We start from the raw sequence: 20377 nt of genomic DNA, 5'->3' as shown, positions 1-20377 counted from the left end.
TTGTTATAAAGGCGGGAACCTTTCAGGCAAAATTTTCATACATCGCAAATTCCGGATGAAATTTTTACATGAACATTCCTATCATTTGTCCGGGGACAAACAAATCTATAAAAAATGTATGCGCGGTTCCTGATCTTTTTTGTGCAACCGATTGAGCGCCGTTATATCCGGTCAGGCGAAGGTCCAAAAGCGGAACCGGGCGCTCATTTCGCCACAAAATCCGCCAGGTATGAACACCGGGTCAGCGTTTCCCGGTAAAATTTTGTACCGGAATATTCGTTTTTGTATTTCGGGAAATAGACATTGGCTTTAAATACATCGTAATACTCTTTTACTTTTTTATCATACAGATCATAGTTGTAATTAAAGTCGGCATACTGGGGTTTTCGCAACTCCTTTTGTCCGCAGCGGGCCATCATAAACAGACACCTGGCCTTTAACTCTGCATCCGATGCGGCAGCCAGGGCCTTTTCAAAACAGGCTTTGGCTTTGTAACAGCCGTAATAATCTTTCTCAAATGTGCTGGCCTTTTCCGGGATACAATAACCATCGGCGCCACTTCTGTAATAAGTGGTCAGCTCCCATGCATACCCGTAGTAGGTGATGTTATAATACCCAAGCCCGAGCTGATACAGGGCCTCCGGGTCATTTTGTTTCGCCAGCAGGGCCTTCATTTTTTTTGCATAGTCCAGCTTTGTGGTGGTCACCGCATCCCCGGGGAGCCGTTCTTCCCGGTCGAACAACAGTTCTTTGAACGGATCTTTTTCGATCAGTTTGTTCTCTTCTTTGCCGAGCCATTCGATGGCCTTGTCGTAATTGTAATCCCGCAGATAGGCGGTGCCTACATAATCAGCTACCCCTTTACGGTCGACCGTTCCGGTATGAAGCAGGAACGACTCGAATGAGGTAAATCGTTTTTGGGTCAGAAAATCATACAATCCTTCTGCTTCCTTTACTGTAAACGAATCTCTTATATAATTAATAGCGGCCGGATAGGTCCAGCTGGTGCGGTCTGCAGCCCCATAGGCCAGTACCATCCGGTTAATATCTCCCTGGGCGGCATAGCGGGCGGACATTACCTCCACCAGTATATTTTTATAAAAATTACTCCATTGGTACTGCTGCTGATTATATTCTTCTGTCTTTTCTGCGGCTGCTTTTTTCTGTATCCATTGTAATGCAGGCAGTATCTTTTGCTCGGCTGCTGCATTCAGTTTCGGACTTTCATTGATGGCAACCAACAGGCTGGTCAACATCCACTGATCTTCAAGCACCCGGGAAGATTTCATCTTCTTTGCTGCAGCCAGCAGCCGGTTGGCACTGGTGTAATCTTTCAGCAAGCAGGAAATATAGGCTGCGCCAATAGGATACAGGGCATTTTCGGGATACTTTCCACTGCCCGAGATCGCCTCCAGTGTTTTTACAAAGCTGGTCAGCATCGCGGTCTCGTCAGCTGAAAAAGCACCGGCACCACCATAAAAATTTTTCTGCCCGACAGCGCTCCGGCTTATTCCGAATTCCGGCAACAGCGCCATTTCGATCTTGTTGATCTCCCGTACCACCAGCGTGGGCACTACATCCATACCCGGGTTCAGCCGGTGGATCTCTGCCAGCACCGCCACATCCGGCTCAGTGGTATTCAGGCTGTACAATGCCAGCATATTTGCTTTTTCCTTATCCGTTTTACAAAGAGGAAGATAGGTTTTGCGGAATTGCTCCCGGTCCGGCATTGCCCAGGCAAAACTGTTGAAATTGGCGATCTTCTTGATATCCGTTTCATTAAAGACCTGCGAAAAAATATAGGCTGCCTCCGGTTTGCGATCGAGCCAGTAGAGCGCGCCTGCTTTTAACCCGCGGCTTAAGAACTGCAACACGCCCGGCGTTGGATTGGAGCTCACCAGCTCGTCGTAGTACCGCACTGCGTCCGCATACTGATGATTGTAATGTGCCAGCCGCACTACCTGATACCCGTACTTCAATTGGAACAGGGGCGACTTTGCCGCTTTATACAACTGAAGTCCGTTCTTCAGCAGTCCGTTCATTTTGATACTGTCCCGCGGTGTCGCGTTCCAGCTGTTGTACTCGACGGTCACATAGGGTTCTACCTGCTTGGCATACATCAGGTAGCCCAGGGCCTCCAAATCCTTATGCTCCAGGAAGAAGCGGGTCATCCCGTTTTTTTTAACAGAATCGGGGAGCACCAGCGGCTTCCCCTCTTCAAGATGGTAATACAGGGCCGTCAGTTCCCTGCGGTCGAACTTCATAACAAAGGCATTCGCATCCGTTTCGGAAACCTGGTTCCCGGTAAAAGCGCACCATTCCTTTACAACAGCTTTTGTTGTAGAAGGGTGCTCTTCATCATCTCTTAAGAACTGAAGATCGGCAAAATAAAAAGGAGCATATGCAGGTGTTTCGGCAGCAGACCGGTTAAAAAAGGATACAAAGGAACTAAAAGAGTCTTCCACATCCGCACAGCTGAAAATATTATTGGGAATTAGCAGAACCAAACAGCTAATGCAGGCCGTTAAAGATGTTTTCCAGTTCATAGAACGAATATTTATTTAAAGTTAATGAATCCAGGTGATACAAAGCGACCCGCAATTCCCGGTTACTGATCCGTTCTGACAACTGTTTTCCTACCGTTTTAACGGTTGAAAAGTCACTGTTTTCGGGTCGGAGGAACTGGCCGCGTTTCACCAGGCGGCCACCAAGAACGGTGTCTTTCTGTACTTCATATCCCCAGCCTGATTTGCGGAATGCAGGCCGTCCCTCAAGCGATGCCGTTTCATTGCGGATCAGCCCGGCGAATCGTCCTTTATCAAAGATCACGATCCAGGAAAACAGCGGCAGTCCTGCATCCAGCGGCAACGGATAAGAAGAAAGTTGCCGGACGTAACGCTGAAATTCCTGCACATCGATGATAGAGTTCCTTACATTCACCTGCTGCAGATCGCCCATATTATAACACATCAGCAGTCCCCGGTCTACAGGAGGTATGCCCGCACTTTGTTTGTATTTTACCTGGTGCAGCCGGATAGTGGCGGAAAGCAGTTGGGTCTTATTGATCTCCTTTATCAGCCGCAACAGATCAAAATACCGGTCCCTTGTAGATGCCGACCAGTCGCAATCGATCTGCAGTTCCTTATAATTGCCAAAGCCGCCCTGTTCTGCCAGCCGGGATACCAGGCCCGTGACGTGCCCGCCAAGCTGCCGGATCGCCGCGCTGTCCAGCTGGTAAAGGCATTCATTTGTGATAAACACAACCGGCACCACCTTTTTTTTGAGCAGCCAGGCGCTATCTTTTACCAGCAACTTGGCTGCCGGCTCCGGAACCCCGGTTCTTTTATTCCGGACCACATCAAACAGCCGGAGATAAACCGTGGTGATCCCCAGGCTGTCTGCTTTTTGTTTTTCATAGTCCGTAGGCGCAAAGACACTCTTCCAGTAATAAAAAGCCCGTTCGGTGGTATGCGGCGCCGGACGGGTTTTACATGCGGTACAGCAACACACCGGCAGCAGCACCAATAGCAGGAAGAATCTGTACATACTGTATGCAGTTGCGGCAAATGTAGCGAAGTTTTTCAGCTTTCAGCCATGAGCAATCAGCTGGAACAGAGTCCAGGGTCTGGATTTGAGTTCGGATAGTAATCGCATACGCGTCAGAGCAAAGCCATTTCAGATCAAACTCCGAAAACCGGCACCTTCCTGCACACCTTATCAAGGGAAATAAGCGGACGACGGCGCAGCGCGGCGGTAATTTTCATACACCGGATCTGTGTAAACCCTGCGCTATGACCCGTGCGCTGCACCTCTATTGTCAGCTCCTGTTATTTACTGCAAAGATCAACGCAGCATTGCAGCTTCTTAAACAGTAAAAATCAACCTGACGCATATGCAATAGCCATCGGGATGAGATTTCAGATTGGGGAGCTGAGAATTGAGAACTGAGATTTTGACCTGTAATTCCCAACCTGCGGGTTCTTTTCCTTTTATAGATGATTATCGCCACTTACTTATTTTCGCGGCAAACGGTGATTTTATTAATTAGCTTTGCAGCATGTTTTCAGGTAAAAAGCATTACTGGTGGTTTCAACTCATTGGATGGGGCGGGCTCTTTCTCATCCACCTGTTCTTTGCCTGGTTCTATGGAAAATTCGATACTCCCGAAGACCGTGCATTATTTTTCATGCGGGCCGTGAGTTTTGTGATCATCGGGGTGATCCTGACCCATTTTATGCGGCTGTTCATTATCCGGCTGCACCTGCTGAAGCACAACTGGGGCATCCAGCTCCTCAATTTTATCTTGCTTTCCATCATAACGGCGTCCATCTGCGGGATCATCGAACAACAGGTATACAAACAGTTTGAACTATTCACCCAGCGGGAGATCGAGGTATTAAAGCGGCGCGGTATCTGGCTGGTTTCGTTCAATAATATGATCTCCTGGTTCATCTATATTTTTATCTGGAATGCGATCTATATCATTTATCATTATGCGCGTGAATACCAGCAGCAGCAGATCGATACGCTCCAGTTAAAATCACTGGTGCGGGAGCTGGAGCTGAAGACCATTAAATCCAATATCAATCCTCATTTTATCTTTAATGCGCTCAACAGCATCCGGGCCCTGGTAGATGAAAATCCAGGCCGGGCACGTGAGGCCATTACCGAACTGAGCAATATCCTGCGTAGCAGCATCACCATGCATAAAACAGAATCGGTGAGCCTGAAGAACGAACTGGATATCATTGAAGATTACCTGGCCCTGGAGCAGGTCCGTTTTGAAGACCGGCTGACCGTACGGTATGATATCGACAGCCGGACGCTGGAACAGCAGATCCCTCCGATGATGCTGCAAACCCTGGTGGAGAACGCGATCAAACACGGCATCAGCAGGGAATTACAGGGAGGGCTGGTATCAATAGCGGCACGGCTCAAAAATAATTTTATTGAACTTTGCGTCCGGAACACCGGCACATTTACAGGAGAAAAAGAGGATTCCGGATTCGGGCTGAGCAGCATCCGCGACCGGCTGAAGCTGTTGTACCCGGGCAGAAGCGGTTTTCAGATCCACCAGCTGACCCCCGGTACCGTTGAAGCAAAAATAGAGTTGCCGGTATAAACAGTATACTTCGCAAAAAAATACGGATGAAACATATGCGTACGATAATCATTGATGACGAACGGCTGGCCCGTGCAGAACTAAAGAAACTGCTTCATGATTTCCCCGAGATCCGGGTGATTGATGAAGCAGGCAATGCAGAAGAAGGAATGCGTAAGATCAACTCGCAGCAACCCGACCTGATCTTCCTGGATATACAGATGCCGGGCAAGTCAGGATTTGAAATGCTGGAGGAACTGGAATATACACCCCTGGTCATTTTCACCACGGCTTACGACGAATATGCGCTGAAGGCTTTTGAGGTTAATGCGCTGGATTACCTTTTAAAACCCATCGATTCGAAGCGACTGGAAGATGCCGTCAAAAAGCTCAACATACCGGATTATGAAGAAAGTGAAGCGGCTTCTTTCACCAATCATGAAGTGCTGAATGAAAACAGCCAGGTATTTGTAAAGGACGGCGATCGCTGCTGGTTTGTAAAACTGAGTGATATCCGCCTGTTTGAAAGTGTGGGGAATTATGCAAAAGTGTTTTTTGGACCTAACAAACCGCTGATCCTTAAATCGCTGAATGCGCTTGAAGAACGGCTGGATCCCAAGTCTTTTTTCAGGGCCAACCGCAAACACATCATCAATCTGAGGATGATCGAAAAAATTGAGCCCTATTTTAATAACGGGCTGCTGATCGAGCTAAAGGATGGCGAAAAGATCGAAGTCAGCCGGCGGCAGGCTGTAAAATTTAAAGAGATGATGAGTCTTTGAGGCAGGCTGTCAGCTTTGAGATTTCAGCAATCACCTGAAGAATATTTCACTTATAGCTTTTCACTTCAACATCAGTACCTAAACCGTTTCTTTCTTTACAGAATGAACGGCGTTGCTGATCTCGGTGATCAGGGAGGGTGCTTTTTCAATGGCATTGCCCACAACGATCACATCGGCGCCTGCTTTGCAGTTCCGGTACGCTTTTTCAGGATCCGAGATCCCGCCACCCACAATCAGGGGAACTTCAATGCTCTGTGCCACTGCCCGGATCATGGATTCCGTTATCGGCATCCGGGCGCCGCTTCCGGCATCCATGTAGATCAGTTTCATACCCAGCATTTCACCGGCCATGGCTGTGCAAAGCGCAATATCATTCTTATCGGAAGGTACCGGCGCCGCATTGCTGATATAGGAAACCGTTGTGGGAGCTCCTCCGTCCACCACGATATAACCGGTCGGGATCACTTCCAGTCCGCTCTTTTTTACAACAGGAGCTGAAACCACATGCTGACCGATGAGCAATTCCGGGTTCCTCCCGGAGATCAGGGAAAGGTATAAAAGGGCATCTGCGTACTTGCTTACCTGCGAAGGGCTTCCGGGAAATAATACCACCGGTATATCCGTAAGTTCTTTGATTTTCAGGATCACTTCGTCCAGATGTGTGGAAAGAACCAGGCTTCCTCCTACAAAAAAATAATCCACCCCGGCTTTTTCTGAAAGGTTTACCAGGCTGTTTAATGAAGAAGGGTCAACTGAATCGGGGTCGAGCAATACCGCAAAGGATTTCCGGGCATTCAATTTCTTTTCCACCAAGCCGCTATAAATATTCATCTTCATCAGGTATAAGGGAGGTTTCTGCAAAAATGCAAAAGTTTTTCCAAAAAAACCATTGAAACGCTGAAACACAGTCCCAAATATCCGGGTTTTCAGTGCAGCAGCGGCCACCGGACCGTTATTTTACTGATACGCAGCGCTCAAAAACAGATAAGACAACACGCATAAGCGATTCAGAAACACTGAGTCGCCTGTATTTGAGCGGCAATTCAAAGATATCTTTCCAATTCCTGTGGGGAGGAAAGCACCCGGATCTTCTCCCAGGGGTCCTCGTACAGGAAGCCTTCTTCATACATTTTCCGGATATGCATCAACAGGTGTGTATAGTAATCATTGGTATTCAGTACAAAAATGGTTTTATCGTGAATGGCCAGGTTATTCCAGGTGATCATCTCGAAAAATTCATCAAGAGTGCCATAGCCACCGGGCAGGATCACAGCAGCATCACAGAGCTCATACATTCGCCGTTTGCGGATATGCATGTCGGGCACGATCTCCAGCTGGGTCAGTCCCTTGTGCGACCGTTCGCGGTCGGCCAGCAACTGCGGGATCACGCCGATAGCAGTTCCCCCTCCGGCCAGTACCGCGTTGGCGATCGTACCCATTAACCCCACGTTTCCGCCTCCGTAAACAAGCGTTATACTGCGTGCCGCCATGATGGCCCCCAATTCCGCTGTATGTGTTGTAAACAGTGGATCCCGTCCTTCTTTTGACCCGCAAAAAACCGCAACTGATTTTATGGTCATGATTCGATACTTTTGTTGCAAAAGGAACTCAATTTTCCCTATCTTCAAAAATTATTTCAACTGATAACCAAAGTTTAATACATACACATGTCTGCAGGTTTCTTATTCTCAATTGTTATCGCCTACTTTATACTACTGCTGGCTGTAGCCTGGAAAACCAGCAAAAACAGCAATAACGAATCCTTCTTTATCGGTAACCGCAACAGCAACTGGATGCTGGTAGCCTTTGGAATGATCGGCACCTCGCTGAGTGGTGTTACCTTTGTAAGTGTACCCGGTGCTGTAGGCAAGGATGCTTTTGGTTATATGCAGGTGGTACTGGGTTATATGATCGGATACCTGCTGATCGCTTATGTATTGCTTCCTTTGTATTACCGGCTGCAGCTTACTTCTATTTATGGTTATTTAAAAACGCGGATGGGCATGCTGTCCTATAAGACCGGTGCCTGGTTTTTTATCCTGTCCCGTCTGGTTGGCGCCACTGCAAGACTTTACCTCGTGGTGCATATATTACAGATTACCATCCTCGATAGTTTTGGCATCCCCTTCTGGGTTTCTACACTTATTATCCTTGTAATGATCATTCTGTACACTTTTGAAGGCGGTGTGAAAACCATCGTGTGGACCGATACCCTGCAAACCACCTGTATGCTGCTGGGATTGATCATCTGCACCATTTACCTGCTGAACCATATGAATATGGGGGTGGGCGAAAGCCTGGAAGCCATGCGTAACAACGGACTTTCACAGATATTCAAGACCGACCCTTCCAAAAATGATTTCTTTATCAAACAGATCCTAGCAGGTGCTTTTATCACACTTAGCATGACCGGTATCGACCAGGAAATGATGCAGAAAAGTATTTCGGTGACCAACCTGAAAGATTCCCAGAAGAACATGATATCACTGGCGTTTATCATGGTGGTGGTGATCGGGCTTTTCCTGTACCTGGGCGGACTGCTGCACCTGTTTGCTGCACAGGAAAATCTTACCGCGAAAGGAGATGCTTTGTTCCCGGATGTGGCGGTCAACCACATGCCGCCCTATATTTCCATTATTTTTATTGTGGCGCTGATCTCGGCCCTGTTTCCCAGTGCTGACGGCGCCATGACGGCCCTGACCTCTTCTTTTTGTATCGATATAGCAGGATTACAGCGGCGTAAAGACATGAACGAGGCACAAAAGAAACGGTTCCGTCAGAAAGTACACTTGCTGGTGGCCTTCTCTTTCCTGCTGTTGGTACTGATGTTTTACTGGATCAATGACAACAGCATGATCGGAATTATCCTGAAACTGGCCGGATACACCTATGGCCCGCTGCTGGGACTTTTCGCCTTCGGAATTTTTACCAAACGCCGCCCGCAGGACCGCCTGGTGCCTTATGTATGCTTTATCGCTCCCATCATCTGTTTCTTTATCGACCGGTATCAGCAGGAACTTTTCGGTGATTTTAAAATCGGGCTGGAACTGATAATAATTAATGCGACACTGACGTTTATAGGACTGTTGATCATCTCGAAGCCTGTTTCTGACCTCTCACAGCTGGAGCAGGATTCGGTTCATTAATGATCCAAAGAACACAAAATGGAACTACTACCTCTTGAATTAGAGCAGTTTGCGGTTAATTTTTCCACAACTCCCGATCCGTTACGACAGGAGGTGGAGGCGTATACCCAAAAAAATCATGCGGAACCACACATGCTGAGCGGTCCGGTGCAGGGAAAATTGCTGGAAATGATCAGCCATATGATCCGCCCCCGACGGATCCTGGAAATCGGCACTTTTACCGGCTACAGTGGGTTGAGCCTTGCCGAGGGGCTAACAAACGACGGTGAGCTTCACACGATCGAGTTCAGAGCCGAAACAGCCGCGATTGCAGACCGTTTTTTCCGGAAATCAACCTGTTTTTCTAAAATAAAACTGCATGTGGGCAACGCGCTGGACATTATCCCGTCTTTAAATGAAACCTGGGACCTGGTCTTTATCGATGCCGATAAACCGGGTTATATGGATTATTTTAAGCTGGTATTGCCTTCTGTTCGGAAAAATGGTTTTATCTTAGCGGATAACATTTTTTTCCACGGACAGGTTTTTGACGAAAATCCAAAGGGGAAAAGTGCAAAAGCCATCAAGGCATTTAACGATTTTGTTCACCAAAGGGAGGATATCGATAAACTGGTTCTGACCATCAGAGACGGGCTTTATTTATTGCGTAAATTGTAATTGATTCAGATGATGCGAAAGTTATTTTTAGCAACCACCTTGTTTATAACAATTACTGCTGCCGCCCAACAATCCGAGAAAGTTGCGGCTTATATCCAACAATACCGGGGCATCGCCATACAGGAGATGCAGCGCACCGGGGTACCCGCCGCTATCAAACTGGCCCAGGCCATCCTGGAGTCCAATGCGGGTGACGGAGATCTGGCATTACGGTCTAACAACCATTTTGGCATTAAATGTAAAACCGGCTATACCGGCCCTTATGTATTGCATGATGACGACCGTCCGCAGGAACGCTTTATAAAGTATGAGCAGCCGGAAGCCTCCTTCCGCGATCATTCCGATTTTCTGAAGGGACGCGACCGGTATGCATTCCTGTTCCAGCTGGATCCCACCGACTATAAAGCCTGGGCATTGGGGTTAAAAAAAGCCGGCTATGCCACCAATCCCAAATACCCGCAGCTGCTGATCGGTCTCATCGAGCGTTATAATCTCGAAGACTATACCCTGATCGCAATGGGTAAAAAAGAAATGCCACAGGAGCTGAAAGCGGCATTTGCAGTGGCAAAAGAGGAAGAAGTGGTTGTAAAAAAAGCTCCCCGGCAATACCCGCAGGGCGATTTCCTGATCAACCAGGCCCGGGTGGTCTTTGCAAAACAGGGTACCGCCTATGAAGCAATAGCAGCAAAATACAACATTCCCCTGACGCGCCTTTTCCTGTATAACGACCTTCAGGAAGACCGGCAGTTGCAGCAGGACGCCCTGGTTTTTCTGCAGCTGAAAAGAACCGAAAGCCCAAAAGCTTTTCATGAAGTGGAAGCCGGGGAAACCCTTTACAATATTGCCCAGGAAGAAGGCATCCGGATGGAGTCGTTGTTAAAATACAATAACCTTACAAAATTTGCTTCGCCGGCAATAGGGTCTAAGCTATATTTGCAGGATATGAGCACCGCGAAAAGTTCCGTGGCTCAAAACACTCCTTAAATATGGCCTCAATCACCATACACGAAAAACGTTTTTCGGTTTATCTTTCGGACGAAGTGTTACAAAAACGCATCCGGGAACTGGCAGCTGCCATCAACGCGGACTATGCCGGCAAAAAGGTATACTTCCTGGCCATTCTCAATGGTTCCTTTATGTTCGCCGCCGATTTTTTCAAATACCTTACCATCGACAGTGAGATCTGTTTTATCAAGCTGGTTTCCTATAAGGGATTAAAATCCTCGGGCGAGGTTACCACAGCGATCGGACTGGAAGAAGACCTTCACGGAAAGAATGTAGTGATACTTGAAGATATTATCGACACCGGAAAAACCCTTCATTATTTTCTGCCACAACTTCTGCACCAGCAACCCAGCTCGCTGAAGATCGTTGCCCTGCTGCATAAGCAGGAAATGACCAAATACGAAGTGCCGATCGATTATACAGGTTTTGTCATCCCCAATAAATTTGTGGTAGGCTATGGTCTGGACTATGACGGACTGGGCCGGAACTATAAGGACATCTACCAGCTGGCGGATGAAGAATAAGCGGTACTTTATAGTGCGGAACTTAAGGGGATTAAATTTTTGAAACATTAAGGCGTTAAGGGTCATTAAGTACTCCGAAACTTTGTGCTTCTTTGTGTCTTTAAGGCTTTGTGGCTGACTGACGCAAATACACGAACACGCCAGGAACTATTAAGGATAATTTTGTGTACCCTGGGGCCGGTCAGTTCTTGAAACATTCAGGCATTAAGAATCATTAAGTGCTTCAAAACTTTGTGCTTCTTTGAGGCTTTGTGGTTACCCGATTTTTAACAGCTCCCACCTGCTTTTATTTGGGGGTTCTGGGCCTTACCCTTTCATATTCATCCCTGCCCTGCTCAGGATCTATAAGATTAAGAGAGGGTTGTCCCACCCATACCCCCATAGCGATCGCGCATTTGATGTAGTAGGTCTTTCCAAATTGTATATTCAGCGGAATGATCGCCTTTGCTTCGGTTTTGGCCCATACTTTCTGTTTTCCTTCCTTATACACCCGTACCTCATAACGGGAATTGTTCACAGCCCGCCATACCACACTATCATCCAGGTTGATATTATATCCGATAGCCGCGCCTGTGAAACTTTTCGGCCGGTAAAAATAAATAGTGGCATAGGTAGCCGTGTCAGAACCGGCAACAGGCTCCGGTACGGCTGCAGCCGTAGCCTGGCGTAAAGAGTCGATGTGCTCTATTGATAAAATATTGCCTTTGATCCGGTAACAGGTGCTCCAGATATCCGGCTCTTTCACCTCTGTGAGTTGTATCGCATTACCGCCGGCCTTTCTTGCTTTCTCCTGGGCTTTTTCAATGACCCGCTGATACTGGCAGTCAGTGGTAAATCCTTTATCCCCGATCTTAAACTGTCCGATCGTTTTTGCTGTTGCAGGGATTTCTTTGTTCAGATCAAATACCAGTATTTCGTCTGCAGTATCCCTGACCTGCGGGATCACTCCGGCAGTTGCCGTTGTGAATAATACGGTACCGGACAACAGCAAGGCCATCGGTAAGCACAGCTTTAATAAAAACTTTCTCATAACGTTATATTTTCGGTATACCAGATAGGTTACTGCTAATATACACCAGTTGCCGCATTAGCAGCAGCATTATTTCTGCTGCTGCATCGGATTGGAACCCGTGCTTTGGCCCCGGGCAGCACCGGTCCGTTGCGAGAATGCCTTAAACCGGGTAGGTTCCGGCAACTGGTTCCATACATTATTGCTTTCATCAATATCGGCGGTCTCCCGGAGCGGATCCAGGCGGATCGACTGTACTTCCTTATCCTTTACAAATAATTTATTGACCCGGTTTTCATTGTGGCGCCAGATCTGTGCCGGGATGCGGTCGACCTGCCGGCTGCCGTCCTTAAAGGTCCATTCAATAATGAGCGGCATTACCATTCCCCCTTTGTTGGAAAAGACCAGTTCATAAAAATATTTGCCGGCGAACCGTTGTTTTGCTTCCGGTGTGAGAGGAACAACAGGAGGTCTCAGTTCTGTTGTGTAGGTCTGTGTAGAGTCGTACCGTTCCTGACCGCGGGCATAACGCCAGTAGAAATCTCTTGCCCCCTGGTCTGCGTCTGTATAGAACGTAATGTTCCGGTCATCCCGGTTCCTTATTTTTGAAATATCATCAAACTCGGGCACCGCGGGTGCATCGATTTTTTTGGTAACCGTTTTTGCCGCTGGCGGCACTGCATCTATATCCGCCCGGGCCACCTTCACGGAGTCCAGTGAAATATCCACCGGGTTGGTGTTGTAGAACCATCCCCTCCAGAACCAGTCCAGGTCCTCCCCGCTGGCGTCTTCCAGCGTGCGGAACAGGTCTGCCGGTGTTGGGTGCTTAAACGCCCAGCGGTGGGCATACTCCTTAAAAGAAAAATCAAAAAGCTCCCGCCCCATAATTGTTTCCCTTAAGATATTAAGACCGGTTGCGGGTTTGGCATAAGCATTGGGCCCAAATTGCACAATATTCTCCGAGTTGGTCATGATCGGTTCCAGCTGATCCTTTGGCAGCTTCATATAATCTACGATCGTCCATGCCGGTCCGCGTTTGCTGGGGAATTTGTTATCCCACAGTTCTTCGGTCAGGTATTGTACAAACGTGTTCAATCCTTCATCCATCCAGGTCCACTGACGCTCGTCACTGTTGACGATCATCGGGAAAAAATTATGCCCCACCTCATGGATCACCACGCCCAGCATTCCATTCTTTGTAGCTTCACTGTAAGTACCATCCTTTTCGGTACGGCCATAGTTAAAACAGATCATCGGATATTCCATCCCGTTGGCAGCCTCCACACTTTGGGCTACGGGATAGGGATAGGGTATCGTAAAGGCGGAGTAGGTCTTGATCGTATGCGCTACTGCCCTTGTTGAAAATTTACGGTACAGACCATACGCCTCTTTTCCGTAGAAGCTCATGCACATCACTTTTTTCCCGTTGATCAGCTGCGGCATGGCGTCCCATATAAATTTCCGGGAGGAGGTCCAGGCAAAATCCCTTACGTTATCCGCCTTGAAATGCCAGGTCTGGGTCTTGGTACTTTTGTTCCGCTCGGCAGCCCTGGCTTCCTCCAGGGTAACGATCTCCACCGGCTCCTTTGCATTGGCCGCCTGCTGGTAACGCGCCTGCTGTGCCGGTGTTAACACCTGCTGGTAGTTCTGGCATTCCCCGGTGCTTCCCACAATATGATCTGCGGGTACCGTCATCTGAACATCAAAATTTCCGAAGGTCAGTGCAAATTCCCCGCGGCCGGTGAACTGGTGGTTCTGCCATCCCTGGAAATCGCTGTATACACATACCCGGGGATACCATTGCGTAATGGTATATAAACAGTTCCCGTCCTCAGGGAACAGTTCATATCCTCCCCGTCCGCCATAAACCATACGATCAGAGATCTTATAGGACCAGTCGATCCTGAACTGGAACCGCTGTCCGGGTTTCAAAGCTGCCGGCAGGTCAACCCGCATCATAGTTTTATTGATCGTATAAGACAGGGGCTTTCCGGTCATATCTGTTATGGATCCGATCTTATGTCCGTATCCGTTATCCGGACCGGACGCTTCCTCCATCTGATTCAGTGCTTTGTCGGTGAGCATAGCCGGAAGCCTGCTGTTATCTTCATAACCGGCATTGTTGCGGTTGCTGTGTTCGTTCTCATCCAGCTGCAGCCATATATAGGTCAGTACATCCGGTGAATTGTTAAAATAATTCAGTGTTTCACTGCCTGTCAATTGCTGTTTTTCTTCATCCAGCGTACATTTGATCACATAGTCGCAGCGCTGCTGCCAGTATTTCGGACCAGGCGCGCCACTTGCGGTGCGGTATTCATTGGGTGTGGGCAGGATCGTTCCCAGCTGTTCAAATTTATTACCATGATTGCTGCCGGGATTGTTCTGGATATCCTGGGCATTTCCTGTTACGTACCAAAAACAGATAACGGCTAATAAAATTTTTCTCATGCGCGCGATTTATGATAATGAAGGGATCCGCTCCAGCGCCATTTTCAATGAAAGCAGGAAAACAAGCGCGGACACCACGAAAATATACATTCTTTGGGGGATTTTCATACGGCCTACCACCAGATTTGTTACCACGAGGATCAGCAGTACCACAAGTACCTGTCCGGCCTCCAGTCCCAGGTTGAAGCCCAGCAATCCGGTGCCGACCGATTCATCGCTTGCCAGCATCAGCCGGATGGTATTGGCGAACCCAAGGCCATGGATCAGTCCGAAAAACAGCGCCAGAAAATAATTGACATTGATCCGTTGCGGTTTGTTCCGCCGGAGGATGTTCCATAAAGCCGTACAGACAATGGTAAGGGGGATCAGGAACTCCACCCAGGATGAGGACACCCGGATAAGGTCGAAAACACTGAGTGCCAGGGTTAATGAATGCCCGATGGTAAAAGCCGTAACCAGCACCAGCACCCGCTTCCAGTCGTTAAAGGTATAGATCACCGCCAACGCAAGGATGAACAGCTGATGATCCAGCGCATCCAGGCTGATGATGTGCTTCCATCCCTCAATAAAATAAAACCAAAAGCTGTTCATAAATGGCGGCGCCGGATTTAATACGGTCAGTCATCAAATATAATTTACCCTATTCAAATATTATCCTTTTATTTGTATCAATGGCTTGGGGCTGCTATAAAAGGAGCATGTTACTGGTAGTACTGGCGGGAATGCTGCTGGCCGGGTTCTCTCTTCCGGGATGGCATCCGTTTCATGTAAGCGCCTCGGAGATCGAATATAACAGCAAACAACAACGCCTGGAGATCAGTACAAAGATTTTTACCGACGACTTTGAGGCCATTCTTTCCAGGGTTTATAAAACACCGGTGGACTTTAGTAACAAAGCCCTTAAAGCTAAAATGGATACGCTGGTTACCCGGTACCTTACCACCCATCTGAGCATTCAAAGCAACGGGCGGGCGCAGCAGCTGAAACTTTTTGGCTGGGAGATCGACCACGAAGCCGTGTATGTTTATACTGTGGTCACCAATGCATCACTGAACACAGGCAATATTCTTGTTGAGAATACCATCCTCTATGATCTTTTCAGCGACCAGATGAATATTGTACATTTTATTGTGGACGGTACACGTAAAAGCAATAAACTGAGTTATCCGGAACGGAAGCTGCAATTTAGATTTTAGCTTTCAGCCCGTCAGCATTCAGCACAACAGGATAAGGGACTATAAAAAACGTTCCGGCTGCCGCATTCCTGATCTTTTGCTACATTTGGGTTCTAAGTAACGGTACATGAATCTAAAGAACAGTTCCGGTTTATGGATGGCCCTGCTGGGTGGACTTCTGCTGTGGGCGGGCTGGCCCACCTCCCCTCTTACGCTGTTGTTGTTTGTAGCCTGGATACCGTTGCTGTACCTGGCAGAAACAACCGCATCCTGGAAGCGGTTCTTTTTGCTGAGCTATATTGTGCTTCTTTTATGGAATGTGCTTACCACCTGGTGGGTGGCTAAGGCGAGTGTCCCCGGCGGGATCAGTGCCTTCCTGGCCAACAGCCTGATCATGTGTGTGCCCTGGCTGGCGTATTTTTTTACCCGCATCCGTTTTAACCGGTTCATTTCGGGTATGTCCCTGATCGCGTTCTGGATGACCTTTGAATGGATCCATCTCAACTGGGACCTGAGCTGGCCCTGGCTGACGCTGGGTAATGCTTTTGCACTGCACCCCAACTGGGTGCAATGGTATGAATATACGGGCGCAGCTGGCGGAAGCCTTTGGATCCTGCTCAGCAATGTACTTGTTTTTAATGTGTTGCTCCGTTACCGGGAGGAAGGCCGCAGCACCGGTTACTTTAAACTGGCAGCGGCCTGGGTACTCACGCTTTGTCTGCCTGTTTTTCTCAGCCGGCTGATCAAACAACCACTGACCCTGCTGCATAACAAATACAATGTAGTCACCGTTCAGCCCAATTATGATCCCTGGGATACCAAGTTTGTGGCAGGCCGGGAGGAAATGCAGCTGCAGGAGCTGATCACCCTGTCTGAAAAACAACTGGACGCCAACACTACACTGGTGGTGTGGCCGGAGACCGCCGTTCCCTATACCGTGCTGGAAGACCAGCTTGGGGAGAACCGGTTCCTCACACCACTATGGGGTTTCCTGAAGCGGCATCCGCAGGCGAATCTTTTAACCGGACTTGAAGGACGCCGGCTCTTTAACACACGCGTCAGCCGGTATGCCCAAAAATTACCGGACGGCAGCTTTGTGGAAGGCTATAACAGTGCCGCACTTTTTGACAGCACCGCTGCACAGATCTATCATAAGTCCAAACTTGTACCCGGCCCGGAAGTATTGCCGGCTTTTCTCAGTTTTATGGGACCTGTATTTGAGAAGTTCGGAGGCACGATGGGTGGCTATGCACGCGACACTACCGAACGGGTGCTGCAAACTTCCAGTCACACATTCCGCGTCACGCCGGCCGTCTGTTATGAAAGCATCTATGGCGATTATCTTTCCCGGTTCAACCGCAAAGGAGCCGATCTGATCTGTGTGATCACCAATGACGGCTGGTGGGGCGATACCCAGGGATACCGGCAGCATATGCAGTATGCACGCCTCCGCGCCATCGAAAGCCGCAAATGGGTGATTCGCAGTGCCAATACAGGCATCAGCTGCTTTATCGACCCTTATGGTAATATTATCCAGCAGCTACCCTGGAACCGGCAGGGCACATTGAAGCAGACCGTTGCCGCTTTTGTGTCAGAAACTTTTTATACGAGATACGGGGACTGGCTTTATAAAACAGCAGCCGGTATCGGCGTGGCACTTTTATTGCTCGCTGTTTATAAGCAATTCATCCAGAAGCAATCATCAATAAAACCTTCCTGATGGGAACAAAAACAATCACGATCAATAACAGCATTATCCATTATGTCATTGAAGGCGTGGGGCGGCCCGTGGTACTGCTCCATGGTTTTGGAGAAGACGGCACGGTGTGGGACAACCAGGTCGAATACCTGCGGCATAATTACCAGGTCATCGTGCCGGATATCCCCGGCAGCGGCCAGTCTGAGCTGACCACCGATGTCAGCATGGACGGTATTGCGGACATGGTCAAACGTATCATTGATGAAGAAGAGCTGGAGTCGGTGACGTTGATCGGTCATAGCATGGGAGGATACACCACTCTTGCGTTCGCAGAAAAATACCCGCATTCACTCGATGGTTTCGGGCTTTTTCATTCCACGGCAGCAGCGGATACGGAAGAGAAAAAGGAAGCAAGACGGAAGGGCATTGCATTTATTGAAAAGAACGGGGCGGCCGAATTCCTCCGCTCCACGATCCCTAACCTGTTTTCCGATACGACGAAACAGGAACAGCCGGAGCTTATTAAAAATTTTGAAGCGTCGCTGCCTCCGTTCTCCAAAGCCGCACTCAAAAACTACTATGAAGCAATGATCGCGCGGCCGGAACGTACCCGTCTTTTTTCCGGAACGGAATTGCCCGTACTTTTTATCATCGGGGAAAAAGATACCCTCATTTCCTTTGAAGATGTATTGAAACAGGCGTCAATTCCCAGGATCTCCCACATTCATATCCTGCGGAAATCCGGACATATGGGAATGCTGGAGGAGGCGGAGAAAGCAACCACGGCTATCGAGGAATTCCTGATGGCACTGAAGTAAGGAGCGGACCCCACCACACAATTTTGAACGCGGCCGCGCATAAAGCGGCTATCTAAAGCTGAAAATAAAAGATGGATAAGATCGTTTTTATAACAGGGGCAACAGCAGGCTTTGGTGAAGCCTGTGCCCGGAAATTTGCCGCCAATAACCATAACCTCATTATTACAGGACGAAGACAGGAACGGCTGCAGCAACTGGCGGAAGAACTGACGGGTACCTATCCCGTAGCAGTGCTGCCACTTGTTTTTGATGTGAGAAACCGGGAACAGGTGCTGGAAATGATCGGCTCGATACCTGAACAATGGAAACGGATCGACGTGCTGATCAATAATGCCGGCCTGGCTGCAGGAAAGGATGACTTTGCCCAGGCAAGCCTGGACGACTGGGATACGATGGTAGATACCAATATCAAAGGCTTCGCCTACGTGGCGCAGGCGGTATCCAACTTGATGATCCCGCATAAACGCGGACATATTATCAACCTCGGTTCGGTGGCGGCTAAACAGGTTTATGCACAGGGCAATATGTATTGTGCTACCAAACATGCCGTGGAAGCACTTTCCCAGGCCATGCGGATCGATCTGCTGCCTTATCACATCAAGGTAACTGCCATTCATCCCGGTGCTGCCAATACCGAATTCTCCACAGTCCGTTTCAAAGGCGACCGCATCGCCGCCGACAAAGTATACGAAGGATTGATTCCGTTGGTGGCAGCTGATGTGGCCGAAACCATTTTTTATTGTGCCGGCCTGCCGGACCATGTTTGTATCAACGACCTGGTGATCACGTGCACACAACAGGCGGATTGTTTTTATTACGACCGGGGATAGGCATCCACAGAGAACATCATAAAATATTATTCCACCGGTACCCGTTCGTCTCAGTTCCCGTATACAAAGACCTCCGCAATACTGGAGAACGGTATACGGTAACTATCCGTCACTATAAGTTTCAGGTAACGCCCGGGTGTTACCGCCGCCGCATTAATCGTAAGTTTGTCACTTACTGTTGACGGATAGGTTCCCTCCCCGATAAGCAGCCAATCCGGGGCGTCAGGGTCATTACTGTTTCCAAGATAGATCTGTATGTGCTTAGCGTCCGTATTGCCGGCTCTCCGGTAGACGTCCAGGTAAGCGATCTTTTTAGGTGAAGTCATATCGACGACGGCCCAATGCGGCAGGGGTGCATTTGAAGGATCCCATTGCGAATGCCAGTAGGTGCTCAGATCACCATCCAGCAATGTTGCTTTGCCACCACCGTCACTGGCGGTTTCGTCGGACACAACCGGCACCGACCACTGATCCCGGGAATACAGGAAAGTGGCAGGAAAGGCTTCCGTATGGGTAACCCATTCTGTTGTAAAGGTATCGATGGCTTCTGCTTCGGGAATATAAAGCGAGCGGTGTTCAAAGGTGGTACCGGGTTTTACTTCAATGGCCACATCAAAAGAAGCGGACGGCATGCGCGTTGTATGCAGGGATCCATCTTTTCCTGTATACCTTACTTCGGTAAATACAAGGCCCTGCGGTGCGGCGTACCAGTTAACGGTGCCTTCCCGGTCTGTAAGCATCATATCTTTTACCCGTCTGTTCAGTAATGTACTGGCATATAATGCTCCATAAGATGAGCCAAACTGATTGTAGAACAGGGACCGGTGCCCGAAATTATCTACGGCATAGATATCAAAGGAATAACTTCTCTCCGTCATATTGGTTATGAGAGCTTCGATGGAGTCCTTTCCATTTTTAAATTGTACGGGAATTACCAGGGAGTCCTTATGGCTGTTCCAAAGTACCACAAGCTGTTTTACATTTACGCCGTTATACATCCACAACCGCATCTTCATCCGGTTATGTCCTGCAATAAATGCAACGGAGTCGGGTTTGGGCGCATACACAAGTTCTCCGTCTTTGATAAACTCTTTATGTACATCCGTGTATTTGTCGCATCCTGAAAGGATCAGGGCGCCGATAATAAAACTACAGATAATGATTAATGCTTTCATAACACATG

The 20377-nt window shown here is 48.5% G+C and carries 18 protein-coding genes; 10 read left to right on the top strand and 8 right to left on the bottom strand.

Annotated features, from left to right (window positions below; all coding sequences use genetic code 11):
• Window positions 1-203: 203 nt before the first annotated feature.
• The gene (locus K7B07_RS15765; RefSeq protein ID WP_223711218.1) at window positions 204-2546 is read right to left on the bottom strand and encodes a hypothetical protein; all 2343 of its coding nucleotides are present in this window, start codon (window positions 2544-2546) and stop codon (window positions 204-206) included.
• Complete coding sequence (locus K7B07_RS15760; RefSeq protein ID WP_223711216.1) at window positions 2512-3546, bottom strand: hypothetical protein; 1035 nt, start codon at window positions 3544-3546, stop codon at window positions 2512-2514. Before K7B07_RS15760 ends, K7B07_RS15765 begins: the two co-directional genes overlap by 35 nt.
• Window positions 3547-4057: 511 nt before the next feature.
• Between K7B07_RS15760 and K7B07_RS15755 the strand changes: the two genes are divergently transcribed.
• The gene (locus tag K7B07_RS15755) at window positions 4058-5122 is read left to right on the top strand and encodes a sensor histidine kinase (RefSeq protein WP_223711214.1); all 1065 of its coding nucleotides are present in this window, start codon (window positions 4058-4060) and stop codon (window positions 5120-5122) included.
• Window positions 5123-5157: 35 nt separating this feature from the next.
• Entirely contained in the window at window positions 5158-5883 is a 726-nt protein-coding gene (locus K7B07_RS15750) for a LytR/AlgR family response regulator transcription factor (protein ID WP_223711212.1), read from the top strand.
• Window positions 5884-5961: 78 nt separating this feature from the next.
• Here K7B07_RS15750 and K7B07_RS15745 read toward each other — a convergent pair whose 3' ends face one another.
• On the bottom strand, window positions 5962-6720 hold the full coding sequence (locus K7B07_RS15745; RefSeq protein ID WP_223711210.1) for a phosphoglycerol geranylgeranyltransferase: 759 nt from the start codon (window positions 6718-6720) through the stop codon (window positions 5962-5964).
• 206 nt (window positions 6721-6926) lie between these two features.
• Complete coding sequence (locus K7B07_RS15740) at window positions 6927-7463, bottom strand: LOG family protein (protein WP_223711208.1); 537 nt, start codon at window positions 7461-7463, stop codon at window positions 6927-6929.
• 87 nt (window positions 7464-7550) lie between these two features.
• Between K7B07_RS15740 and K7B07_RS15735 the strand changes: the two genes are divergently transcribed.
• The 4 genes from K7B07_RS15735 to hpt are packed head-to-tail and all read left to right on the top strand — an operon-like array spanning window position 7551 to window position 11215.
• Entirely contained in the window at window positions 7551-9029 is a 1479-nt protein-coding gene (locus tag K7B07_RS15735; protein WP_223711206.1) for a sodium:solute symporter, read from the top strand.
• 18 nt (window positions 9030-9047) lie between these two features.
• Window positions 9048-9686 carry an O-methyltransferase gene (locus tag K7B07_RS15730; RefSeq protein WP_223711205.1) on the top strand — a complete coding sequence of 213 codons (639 nt, stop codon included), beginning with the start codon at window positions 9048-9050 and terminating at the stop codon, window positions 9684-9686.
• Window positions 9687-9695: 9 nt separating this feature from the next.
• Complete coding sequence (locus K7B07_RS15725) at window positions 9696-10670, top strand: glucosaminidase domain-containing protein (RefSeq protein WP_223711203.1); 975 nt, start codon at window positions 9696-9698, stop codon at window positions 10668-10670.
• Between the two features lie 2 nt (window positions 10671-10672).
• The gene (gene hpt / locus K7B07_RS15720) at window positions 10673-11215 is read left to right on the top strand and encodes a hypoxanthine phosphoribosyltransferase (RefSeq protein WP_223711201.1); all 543 of its coding nucleotides are present in this window, start codon (window positions 10673-10675) and stop codon (window positions 11213-11215) included.
• Window positions 11216-11501: 286 nt separating this feature from the next.
• Here hpt and K7B07_RS15715 read toward each other — a convergent pair whose 3' ends face one another.
• From K7B07_RS15715 to K7B07_RS15705, 3 genes are all read right to left on the bottom strand, one after another.
• The gene (locus K7B07_RS15715; RefSeq protein ID WP_223711200.1) at window positions 11502-12245 is read right to left on the bottom strand and encodes a DUF2846 domain-containing protein; all 744 of its coding nucleotides are present in this window, start codon (window positions 12243-12245) and stop codon (window positions 11502-11504) included.
• 69 nt (window positions 12246-12314) lie between these two features.
• Window positions 12315-14672, bottom strand: a complete 2358-nt coding sequence (locus tag K7B07_RS15710; protein ID WP_223711198.1) for a M1 family metallopeptidase — start codon at window positions 14670-14672, stop codon at window positions 12315-12317.
• Window positions 14673-14681: 9 nt separating this feature from the next.
• A complete protein-coding gene (locus K7B07_RS15705; RefSeq protein WP_223711196.1) occupies window positions 14682-15263 on the bottom strand; it encodes a HupE/UreJ family protein in 582 nt (193 codons plus the stop codon).
• A 107-nt stretch (window positions 15264-15370) separates the two neighbouring features.
• On the opposite strand from K7B07_RS15705, the gene K7B07_RS15700 reads away from it, so the two are divergent.
• From K7B07_RS15700 to K7B07_RS15685, 4 genes are all read left to right on the top strand, one after another.
• Window positions 15371-15868, top strand: a complete 498-nt coding sequence (locus K7B07_RS15700; protein ID WP_223711194.1) for a DUF6702 family protein — start codon at window positions 15371-15373, stop codon at window positions 15866-15868.
• Window positions 15869-15974: 106 nt separating this feature from the next.
• Window positions 15975-17567 carry an apolipoprotein N-acyltransferase gene (lnt, locus tag K7B07_RS15695; protein ID WP_223711192.1) on the top strand — a complete coding sequence of 531 codons (1593 nt, stop codon included), beginning with the start codon at window positions 15975-15977 and terminating at the stop codon, window positions 17565-17567.
• The gene (locus K7B07_RS15690) at window positions 17567-18364 is read left to right on the top strand and encodes an alpha/beta fold hydrolase (RefSeq protein WP_223711190.1); all 798 of its coding nucleotides are present in this window, start codon (window positions 17567-17569) and stop codon (window positions 18362-18364) included. Before lnt ends, K7B07_RS15690 begins: the two co-directional genes overlap by 1 nt.
• Before the next feature lie 71 nt (window positions 18365-18435).
• Window positions 18436-19194, top strand: a complete 759-nt coding sequence (locus tag K7B07_RS15685) for an SDR family NAD(P)-dependent oxidoreductase (RefSeq protein WP_223711188.1) — start codon at window positions 18436-18438, stop codon at window positions 19192-19194.
• A 50-nt stretch (window positions 19195-19244) separates the two neighbouring features.
• Here the strand turns inward: K7B07_RS15685 and K7B07_RS15680 are convergent, their stop codons facing one another.
• On the bottom strand, window positions 19245-20369 hold the full coding sequence (locus K7B07_RS15680; protein ID WP_223711187.1) for a DUF4998 domain-containing protein: 1125 nt from the start codon (window positions 20367-20369) through the stop codon (window positions 19245-19247).
• Between the last annotated feature and the right edge of the window lie 8 nt (window positions 20370-20377).

The sequence above is a fragment of the Niabella beijingensis genome (assembly GCF_020034665.1).
In the GTDB taxonomy this organism is placed as follows: domain Bacteria; phylum Bacteroidota; class Bacteroidia; order Chitinophagales; family Chitinophagaceae; genus Niabella; species Niabella beijingensis.
Note: the sequence above shows the minus strand (reverse complement) of the source record. Positions and strands in the feature narration are given on the sequence as shown.

What these genes read in the sequence shown, in the direction of transcription:
- K7B07_RS15765 (WP_223711218.1), bottom strand. Translation starts at nt 2,546, where the DNA reads ATGAACTGGAAAACATCTTTAACGGCCTGCATTAGCTGTTTGGTTCTG.
- K7B07_RS15760 (WP_223711216.1), bottom strand. Translation starts at nt 3,546, where the DNA reads ATGTACAGATTCTTCCTGCTATTGGTGCTGCTGCCGGTGTGTTGCTGT.
- K7B07_RS15755 (WP_223711214.1), top strand. Translation starts at nt 4,058, where the DNA reads ATGTTTTCAGGTAAAAAGCATTACTGGTGGTTTCAACTCATTGGATGG.
- K7B07_RS15750 (WP_223711212.1), top strand. Translation starts at nt 5,158, where the DNA reads ATGCGTACGATAATCATTGATGACGAACGGCTGGCCCGTGCAGAACTA.
- K7B07_RS15745 (WP_223711210.1), bottom strand. Translation starts at nt 6,720, where the DNA reads ATGAAGATGAATATTTATAGCGGCTTGGTGGAAAAGAAATTGAATGCC.
- K7B07_RS15740 (WP_223711208.1), bottom strand. Translation starts at nt 7,463, where the DNA reads ATGACCATAAAATCAGTTGCGGTTTTTTGCGGGTCAAAAGAAGGACGG.
- K7B07_RS15735 (WP_223711206.1), top strand. Translation starts at nt 7,551, where the DNA reads ATGTCTGCAGGTTTCTTATTCTCAATTGTTATCGCCTACTTTATACTA.
- K7B07_RS15730 (WP_223711205.1), top strand. Translation starts at nt 9,048, where the DNA reads ATGGAACTACTACCTCTTGAATTAGAGCAGTTTGCGGTTAATTTTTCC.
- K7B07_RS15725 (WP_223711203.1), top strand. Translation starts at nt 9,696, where the DNA reads ATGATGCGAAAGTTATTTTTAGCAACCACCTTGTTTATAACAATTACT.
- hpt (WP_223711201.1), top strand. Translation starts at nt 10,673, where the DNA reads ATGGCCTCAATCACCATACACGAAAAACGTTTTTCGGTTTATCTTTCG.
- K7B07_RS15715 (WP_223711200.1), bottom strand. Translation starts at nt 12,245, where the DNA reads ATGAGAAAGTTTTTATTAAAGCTGTGCTTACCGATGGCCTTGCTGTTG.
- K7B07_RS15710 (WP_223711198.1), bottom strand. Translation starts at nt 14,672, where the DNA reads ATGAGAAAAATTTTATTAGCCGTTATCTGTTTTTGGTACGTAACAGGA.
- K7B07_RS15705 (WP_223711196.1), bottom strand. Translation starts at nt 15,263, where the DNA reads ATGAACAGCTTTTGGTTTTATTTTATTGAGGGATGGAAGCACATCATC.
- K7B07_RS15700 (WP_223711194.1), top strand. Translation starts at nt 15,371, where the DNA reads ATGTTACTGGTAGTACTGGCGGGAATGCTGCTGGCCGGGTTCTCTCTT.
- lnt (WP_223711192.1), top strand. Translation starts at nt 15,975, where the DNA reads ATGAATCTAAAGAACAGTTCCGGTTTATGGATGGCCCTGCTGGGTGGA.
- K7B07_RS15690 (WP_223711190.1), top strand. Translation starts at nt 17,567, where the DNA reads ATGGGAACAAAAACAATCACGATCAATAACAGCATTATCCATTATGTC.
- K7B07_RS15685 (WP_223711188.1), top strand. Translation starts at nt 18,436, where the DNA reads ATGGATAAGATCGTTTTTATAACAGGGGCAACAGCAGGCTTTGGTGAA.
- K7B07_RS15680 (WP_223711187.1), bottom strand. Translation starts at nt 20,369, where the DNA reads ATGAAAGCATTAATCATTATCTGTAGTTTTATTATCGGCGCCCTGATC.